7 protein-coding genes and 1 pseudogene are annotated in these 6,276 nt (G+C 32.4%); 2 read left to right on the top strand and 6 right to left on the bottom strand.

From position 1 onward, the window contains the following. A pseudogene (locus ACK5ON_RS11730) lies at positions 1-544 on the top strand (hypothetical protein); the annotation flags it as partial. A gap of 147 nt (positions 545-691) precedes the next feature. Here ACK5ON_RS11730 and ACK5ON_RS11735 read toward each other — a convergent pair. The 5 genes from ACK5ON_RS11735 to ACK5ON_RS11755 all read right to left on the bottom strand — a co-directional run bounded on the left by ACK5ON_RS11735 (position 692) and on the right by ACK5ON_RS11755 (position 4,404). Beyond that, positions 692-1,399: a DUF3291 domain-containing protein gene (locus tag ACK5ON_RS11735; protein WP_409822682.1), complete on the bottom strand. Its 708-nt coding sequence runs from the start codon at positions 1,397-1,399 to the stop codon at positions 692-694. Between the two features lie 117 nt (positions 1,400-1,516). Next, on the bottom strand, positions 1,517-1,999 hold the full coding sequence (locus ACK5ON_RS11740) for a carotene hydroxylase (protein WP_396175125.1): 483 nt from the start codon (positions 1,997-1,999) through the stop codon (positions 1,517-1,519). Position 2,000: 1 nt separating this feature from the next. Next, positions 2,001-2,627 carry a carotenoid biosynthesis protein gene (locus ACK5ON_RS11745; protein WP_409822685.1) on the bottom strand — a complete coding sequence of 209 codons (627 nt, stop codon included), beginning with the start codon at positions 2,625-2,627 and terminating at the stop codon, positions 2,001-2,003. Then, entirely contained in the window at positions 2,624-4,096 is a 1,473-nt protein-coding gene (crtD, locus tag ACK5ON_RS11750; protein WP_409822688.1) for a 1-hydroxycarotenoid 3,4-desaturase CrtD, read from the bottom strand. Before crtD ends, ACK5ON_RS11745 begins: the two co-directional genes overlap by 4 nt. Before the next feature lie 185 nt (positions 4,097-4,281). Next, positions 4,282-4,404: a hypothetical protein gene (locus ACK5ON_RS11755; protein WP_409822691.1), complete on the bottom strand. Its 123-nt coding sequence runs from the start codon at positions 4,402-4,404 to the stop codon at positions 4,282-4,284. Positions 4,405-4,440: 36 nt separating this feature from the next. On the opposite strand from ACK5ON_RS11755, the gene ACK5ON_RS11760 reads away from it, so the two are divergent. After that, complete coding sequence (locus tag ACK5ON_RS11760; RefSeq protein WP_409822693.1) at positions 4,441-5,601, top strand: ATP-binding protein; 1,161 nt, start codon at positions 4,441-4,443, stop codon at positions 5,599-5,601. Between the two features lie 62 nt (positions 5,602-5,663). On the opposite strand, the gene ACK5ON_RS11765 is transcribed toward ACK5ON_RS11760, so the two are convergent. Then, positions 5,664-6,276, bottom strand: a 613-nt coding sequence (locus ACK5ON_RS11765; RefSeq protein ID WP_409822696.1) for a KH domain-containing protein, incomplete at its 5' end; no start/stop codon positions are given.

A 6,276-nucleotide genomic window follows, 5' to 3' on the forward strand; every position in this document is an offset into this window, starting at 1 on the left:
TGCTGTAACAGTCCCTACATCAAAGAATTATTTACTCGATAATTTTTATTTAGGGAATTCATTATATTATGATAATACCAGAAAAGATGTCGTAAAACCAGACCCAATTGCTTTGCAAAAAGCAGATACAGCTTTCGGAAATGTAATCACCGCTTCTCCAACAACACAAGATGCTTACTTGTTTAGAGCAAGAACCAATAATTTATTGGAGAAAGATGATTTGATGGCAAAATATTATGAGGATTATATCTCCGTTTTTTTTGGTAAATGGAATAAGGCTTTAAAAGATGCCGATGCAAAGGTTGAAGTTAATTATCTTGAACTTTATAAAGGCACATTAAATGATTTTAATGATAAAATATTCCAAGAAGAAGTAAGAAAAGACGTTGATAAAAATAAAAATAAACTTGTTGAGGCTTATAACAACATAGCTTCTTTTTATGCTAATTCTGACAAAGCAAAAGCAATTGAGTTGTTGAATAAAACTTTAACACTTGATCCGGCTAATCCTTATGCACTTGAGGCATTGAAAAAGTTGAAATAAAATTAAAAAAACATTATAAAACCCCCTGATAGGTTTTCAAAACAAAAACTCAACAAAAAAATCAGTTTTTAGATAACAAAAGACTAGTTAAAAAATAGGGATAGTTTAAACCCATAAATACTTTAAAATAAGATTTGGAAAATATTATTAATCCTTCAAAAAATTCGCAACATTTTTACCTTTCCATTTGCCTTCAAATTTATAAGGAATAAATCTTGCAAATAGCTCTTCTTTATACCATTTGAGTTTTCTAGTAAGACGCACAACCTCTTTATGTTTTTCATTTTTGTAGGCATAATCAATCATTTCGGCTTGCGTTTTCCAAATGCTTAGCGTAGCTTGTTGTATTAAAGGCCATTCGCCAACACCAATTGACAGCGCTAATCCCTCGTAATCTTCTAAACTTTTACTCACTTTACCCACTTTTCTCCAAAAAGAAATCAATTTTGAAATCCTAATACTGGCTCTTGTTAAAACCATAACGGGCTTGTCTATAGCCAAAGTGGCATGAGAAACGAATGGCTGCTTTCCGTCCCATTTTCCGTGAGCTTCTGCTGCGTGTGCAAAAACGGTAAATGACTCCGAACTTTTCGAACTGTATTTTTTGAAGAATGAATTATTCTCAAAGAAACTAGTAGCATGGCTCTCTGACTCCCAAATGCCTAGTAAGGCATAGGTTCCAAAGTTGGGCTTTGAACTAAAACCATTTTCAGCTCCAGAACCTAGTAGTTTATAAAATACTAGACCCTGAATATTTTTTAAATGCGCGTGACCCAATTGCATTTGTGTAAGCGCCCAAAATTTTTTGCTAAAACTATCGAGTTTAAAAAAAGTACAAGTCGTTATTTGGCTCATTTGAGTTTTGTTTATAAAATATGCAATTTTATCATCAATGAGCTTTGATTAAAAATTGTCAAGAACTGATATTGCGTATGTGCATCGAATATTTAGAATGTAGCTATTCGTTTTAGTCTATGATGCAGCTAATGTTTTAGATTGCTTCATTGCAGCGTCAATATATTTTCTTTTTATTATTAGCATTCCAAAACTTTCGCCACCTTCTTTACCCGTGTTTTTATGATGCATTTTGTGTGCTCGACGCAACGCTAAAATATAAACATTTTTTGTTTTTGTAAAAACTTTAAAACGCTGGTGAATGATGAGGTCATGTACAAAAAAATACGCTAATCCATAAAGTAAAATACCAAAACCAACCCAAGTGTACCAAGCATATTGGTGCATCATTCCAAACATAATGAGTAACCAACTTGGTACAGCATAAATAAGAAAAAACAAATCATTTCGCTCAAACCAACTTTTATGGTCTTTTTTGTGATGATCAGCATGAAAATACCACATAAATCCATGCATGATGTATTTATGATTTGCCCATGCTGAAAATTCAGTTAGTATAAAAGTAATTAAAACTATGCTACAGTTAATTATTATTTCCATGTTAAATAAATATAAATAAAGAAGTAAAGAATATAATTTGTAAAATCAATATTATTAATGAAACAGTGCGATTGCCTTTTATAATCGTGGGATAAAAAAAGTACGATATAAAAAACGCAACTCCGATCCAACCCAAATAATTATGTAAACCAGGTAATCCACCTTCAAATTGCCAAAAATCAAGTTTTGGTGCCACTTGCTCTATCAGTAAATCAATACCTGTAACTAGTAAAGAAGCAACAATCAAAACAGTAATTTTATTGGCAAAGATACGACTAACAGTCGTAATTCCGGCAAAAATAAGCATCGCCCAATTGATAGAAATAATTAGTGGAACTTCAAGAAATTTAATGCCTAAGCCATTACCGTATGAATATTTTCCAAAAATTAACCCAGTTTTTACGCCAATTACTTCAATAATAAAACCTAAAAATGCAACAGAAAAAAAGGCGAATATGAATTTTTTGACTGATACTGGACTATGAATTAAAAAAACAAAACAAGTAAGTAATAAGGTATACGGGGTAAAAGGACTAAAAAAAGGTGGATTAACAACAAACCCAATTGAGCCAGAAACATAGACCAGCATCAAGAAATATAATAAATAGGATTTATATGTTTTTATCATTTCTTTTCTTGTTCTACTATGATTTGACTGGCAATTTTCGCACTATAAAGGCACAGCGGAATACCTCCGCCAGGATGCACACTTCCTCCTACAAGATATAAATTTTTTATAGTTGAAGAGAAATTGGCATGTCGTAAAAATGCGGCAAATTTATTGTTGCTAGAGTTTCCGTAGAGTGATCCACCAAACGAAGAAGTTTGGTTTTCTATATCAATAGGATTTAAGATACTTTCTGTAATAATGTGTTTTTCAATATCTGTTTTCAACATCAAATTAATTTTGGCAACAACATCCTTTCTAATAGCTGCAGCATAATTGATACTTTCGTTTTTATTATGCGGGACATTAACCATTACAAACCAATTTTCACAACCATCTGGTGCATCATCTTTGCAATATTTTGAAGTAATATTGATGTATATTGTAGGATCATCAGTCGGAAATTGTTTTGAAAATAAATAATCAAATTCCTTTTTATAATCATCACTAAACAAAATATTATGCAGTCCTAATGCAGCAAATTCTTTGTTTATTCCCCAATAAAAAACATAAGCACTGCTTGATTTTTCTTGTTGAATTAGTTTTTTAGGCGTAAAAGATTTTGGTAACAAATACTTGTAAAGTAAGTGAATATCTACATCACTTGCCACAATATCAAAAGGATAACTGACGCCATTACTTTTTATTGCGGATATGCGGTTATTAGATCCTACCTCTAAAGTTTCAACCGTTGCATTATAATTGATAGTGACTTTGGCCTCTTCTGCAAGTTTGACCAAATGGGTTGTAATTTGATGCATGCCTTTTATAGGTAGATAAGCCCCAAGATTAAATTCTAAATGCGAAATCATATTCATCAAGGCAGGCGCTTTATAGGGATTGGAGCCGTTATAGGTTGCAAATCGATTGAATAATTGTACCGTTTTTGGATTGGAAAATGTTTGTTCATTTTTATTATTCATTGTACTGAATAAACCTAAGAATGGGGAAAACAATATACCTTTTACCGTCTTAAGATTGATAAAATTTTTCAGTTGATGAAGCGATTGTTTCAAAAACAAATCCTCGGTAGTTTTAAAATAAAAGGCATTGCGCTTGATGTGTTTTAAAACAGTTGCTTTTTTTTCATTTAATTTTAAATGTACTTCCTCTGCAAATTCTTCCAAATTAGCAGATGCTTTTAGTTGCGTTCCATCTGGATAAAAATAGTTGGTTATCACGTCTAATTTCTGGTATTCAAATTGATGAGCACTCCTTTGCAAATTAGTCAATTCATCTATTAACGAAGGCATTGTGAATAATGATGGACCTTTGTCAAATCGAAATCCATCCATTTTAAGTTCACTTAGTTTACCGCCTGGATAACTATTTTTTTCAAAAATGGTTACCTTAAACCCTTGATTGGCTAGTCGAATTGATAATGCAAGACCTCCAATTCCAGCTCCAATTATACCAACGGTTTTTGACATTTTTGTGAATTAAAATAGTGTTGTAAAATTAATTTTTTAAAATAGGATAATGGTATAACAAAAGTTAAAAAAATCTCATAAAAAACCAAACAAGTAAATAAAAATTAAAACTATATACTTACATTAAGTTAAAACCCCAACTCAAATTATTGAATTGGGGTTTCCATTATTATCTGCAAAAAATATTATTTTCTATCATCACGTCTTTTCTGGCGTGGGCCACGGTCTTCTCTCGCAGAAGCATTTTCATCTCTTGGAGGTCTTGGTAAAAGTGCTTTTCTTATATTATGGAAAAATATGGAATTCAATTCCACATTTTTCCATAATTATACTATATTTGCACTATGATTCAAAGAGAAGCACAATATAAATTAGTACAACTAGGAGACACATTTAAAGCAATAGCAGTCATTGGCCCTAGACAATCAGGAAAAACTACTTTAGTCAAAGTAACATTTCCAGAAAAACCCTATTTATCTCTAGAAAATCCCGATACCAGAAATTTTGCGTTGGAAGACCCTAGAGGATTTTTGCAAAATCTTCCAAACGGAGCTATTTTAGACGAAGTGCAACGAACCCCATTGCTATTTTCATACTTGCAAGAAATTTTGGATAATAGTAATCAAAAAGGGTTGTTTATACTAACAGGGTCAAATAATTTTTTGTTACAAGAAAGTATTTCGCAATCACTGGCAGGAAGAGTTGGTTATTTAAACTTACTCCCTTTTTCGGTAAAGGAATTACTGTCAGAAAATTTACTACCAGAAACGGATGAGGAAGTAATGGTAAATGGTTTTTATCCGCCAATTTATGACCAAAGAATTAGTTCATTAGATTGGGTGCCAAATTATATCAAAACGTATATTGAACGAGATGTTCGTCAAATTAAAAATGTTTCAGATTTGTTGATTTTTGAGAAGTTCATGAGCGTTTTAGCAGGAAGAACAAGTCAGGAGTTGAATTTAACTTCCATTAGCAATGAAGTTGGTGTCGATTTAAAAACGGTTCAATCTTGGATCGGAATATTAGAAAGTAGTTTTATTATTTACTTATTAAAACCTCATTTTCAGAATTATAATAAGACCATAGTTAAAAGACCAAAAGTATATTTTTATGACACTGGCTTAGTTTGTTCTTTTTTAAGAATTTCAACTATTTCACAATTGGAAAATCACCCTTTGAAAGGTGCTATTTTTGAAACAATGGTTGTTATTGAAATGGTCAAAAAATATACAAATCAAGGAATAAATCCTCCTCTTTTTTACTGGAGGGATAAAACAGGTCATGAAATTGATCTTATAATAGATAAAGGAAATTTACTTACTCCGATAGAGATAAAATCGAGTAAAACAATTAATTCTGATTTTTTTAAGAATTTAAAATACTGGAATCATTTGAGCAAAATGAACAAAGCCGTTTTAATTTATTCCGGTATTCAAGAACAAAATCGCAGCGATGGAACCTTAATAACAAACTGGAAAAACATTTCAAATTTAGGTTTTTAATACACCAAAAACCCCAACTCAAATTCATGAATTGGGGTTTCCTTTTTTATCTGCAAAAAATATTATTTTCTGTCATCACGTCTCTCCGGACGTGGACCGCGATCTTCTCTCGCAGGAGCATTTTCATCTCTCGGAGGTCTTGGCAAAAGTGCTTTTCTTGACACTTTTTCTTTTCTGGTTTTTGGGTCAACACCAAGGTATTTCACTTGAAAAACATCGCCCATATTCACGACATCCGAAACATTTTCTGTACGTTCCCAAGCCAACTCAGAAACGTGAAGCAATACTTCGTTTCCTGGTGCTTCGGTATACTCTACAACCGCACCAAAATCTAACATTTTGATGACTTTCACTTCATAAGCTTCGCCCACTTGTGGTTTGAAAATGATAGAGTCAATTTTAGCTAAGACAGCTGCAATTCCGTCTGGATCTGTTCCAAGAATTTCAACCACACCTTGCTCATCCACTTCGTTGATAACGATAGTCGTTCCCGTAGCTTTTTGTAATTCTTGAATCACTTTTCCGCCAGGACCTATCAAGGCACCAATAAAAGCTCCAGGAATGGTTCTCATGATAATTTTAGGAGCGTGTTTTTTAACATCGGCTCTTGGTGTAGCAATAGTTTCGGTTAATTTACCCAAAATGTGTAAACGACCATCACGAGCTTGACCTAAC

The sequence above is a fragment of the Flavobacterium sp. genome, from assembly GCF_046317795.1.
Taxonomy (GTDB): Bacteria; Bacteroidota; Bacteroidia; order Flavobacteriales; family Flavobacteriaceae; genus Flavobacterium.